Raw genomic sequence first — 1,787 nt, 5'->3', positions numbered from 1 at the left:
CCACCCAGGTCCCCGAACCCCGGCCGCTGCGCAAGTACCCTTCGGCCGTCAGCTGCTCGTAGGCCTCCGTGACCAGCCCCCGCGACACCCTCAGGTCCGCCGCGAGATCCCGGCTCGACGGCAGCCGGGTGCCCGGCGTGAGCCGGCCCGAGCGGACCGCCTCGCGCAGCGCCGCCTGCAGAGAACGGCCACGCGTGCGTGCCGGAGCTGAAGCGGCGGGCAGCAGCAGCTCCCATGCGGCGGAAGCCGCACCTTCGCCCGGATCACCGCTCCGCGTCGGCCCGGACGCCGCACCCTCGCCCGGGTCGCCGCTCCGCGTTGGCGTCATGAGGCAGAACCTTAGAGGAGCTTCTGCCGCCCCCGGGGCCGGTCAGCGGCTGCCGTCGAGGACCACCCGGGCCACCAGCGCCGGGTCGTCGTTCATCGGGACGTGGCCGCAGCCGGGCAGCCTCACCAGCCGGGCCTCGGGGATGACGCCCTTGGCGCGCACGCCCTGACGCGGGATGAGCAGCCGGTCACGGTCGCCCCACGCGACGGTGACCGGCGTGCCCACGATGTCGTCGGTGAACCGCACGGTCCGGCCGGAGCGCAGCGTCTCGGAGAACCCCTGCGCCCGGGCCAGCGCGAGCGTCTCGGCGACCACGGCCTCGGGTGAACGGCGGCCCGGGCGGGCATAGATGGTGCTCGTCAGCAGGGTACGGCCGATGGCCGGGCGGGCCAGCCGCTCGACCACGGGAGGCGGCATCCGGCGGGCTATCTGCCGCATGGCCGTCAGCACCGTGAAGGCGTAACGGCGCTCGGCCTCGTTCCAGAACCCGGCCGGGGACAGGGCGGTGACGGAACGCACGAGCCGCGCCCGGGCCAGATCCAGCGCCAGCAGGCCGCCCAGCGAGTTGCCCGCCACGTGCGGCCGTTCGATCTCCAGCGCACCGAAGAGCGCGGTCAGGACCGTGCTCATCGTGGGCAGGTCGTGCGCCATGCCGCCCGGGAGCGCCGGCGACTCGCCACAGCCGGGCAGGTCCACGGCGATCACGTCGCGCTCGGCCGCCAGCGCGGGGATCACCGGGTCCCACACCTGACGGTGGTGGCCGATGCCGTGCAGGAGCAGGAGCGGCTCGCCGCTGCCCCGGCGCGTGTAGGACAGGGTCACGCTCTGCTCGCCCCGCGCGGAGGCGACTTTGAAGGAGACGGTGGCGGACATGGGGTGCTCCTCGGCTGTACTCGCTGACGGACGCTGTAGACAGCTTGTCAGCAATTGCTACCCGCCGGTAGCCCCAAGATTCGCCGCCTTCACGGCGTCGGGCCGCTCAACGGGCCCGCCGCACCTCGATGTTGAACTCGCCGTGCCCGAACTTCCGGAACAGGCCGGCCCACAGGGGCAGCCACATCTCCACGGCCCGGGCCGCCCGGATCCCGCCGAGGTCGAGCACGCGCTCCGCGGGCCAGCCGAACTCCCCGAGCAGCGCCGCCACCTGCTCCTTGGCGCCCGGGTCGTCCCCGCAGACGAAGACGTTGTGCTCGCCCGGCACGCTCGCCGGCTCCACCATCACCCGGCAGTTGACCGTGTTCAGCGACTTCACCACGCGCGCGTGCGGAAACGCCCGCTGGATCTGCTCACCCACGCTGTCCGACTCGACGGGGGAAAGCCGCAGCTCACCCTCCTCGACCGCCAGCGGGTTGGACACGTCCACGAGGACCTTCCCGTCGACGTTCTCCGCCCCGGCCGCCTCCAGCGCGGCGAGCGCCACCCGCCCGCCGCCCGCGTTTACCACCACCTCCCCGAACTC

At 73.6% G+C, this 1,787-nt stretch carries 3 protein-coding genes; all 3 read right to left on the bottom strand.

All coding sequences use genetic code 11. From position 1 onward, the window contains the following. A partial coding sequence (locus tag C1J00_RS42890; protein WP_245936740.1) for a GntR family transcriptional regulator occupies positions 1-328 on the bottom strand: 328 nt, incomplete at its 3' end. A gap of 42 nt (positions 329-370) precedes the next feature. Continuing rightward, the gene (locus C1J00_RS42885) at positions 371-1,201 is read right to left on the bottom strand and encodes an alpha/beta fold hydrolase (protein ID WP_102914175.1); all 831 of its coding nucleotides are present in this window, start codon (positions 1,199-1,201) and stop codon (positions 371-373) included. Positions 1,202-1,307: 106 nt separating this feature from the next. Next, on the bottom strand, positions 1,308-1,787 hold a 480-nt coding region (locus C1J00_RS42880; RefSeq protein ID WP_102914174.1), incomplete at its 5' end, for an NADPH-dependent F420 reductase.

The sequence above is a fragment of the Streptomyces cahuitamycinicus genome (assembly GCF_002891435.1).
GTDB lineage: Bacteria > Actinomycetota > Actinomycetes > Streptomycetales > Streptomycetaceae > Streptomyces > Streptomyces cahuitamycinicus.
Note: the sequence above shows the minus strand (reverse complement) of the source record. Positions and strands in the feature narration are given on the sequence as shown.

Excerpts from the sequence above, each read along its gene's own strand:
- C1J00_RS42885 (WP_102914175.1), bottom strand. The coding sequence starts at position 1,201 with ATGTCCGCCACCGTCTCCTTCAAAGTCGCCTCCGCGCGGGGCGAGCAG.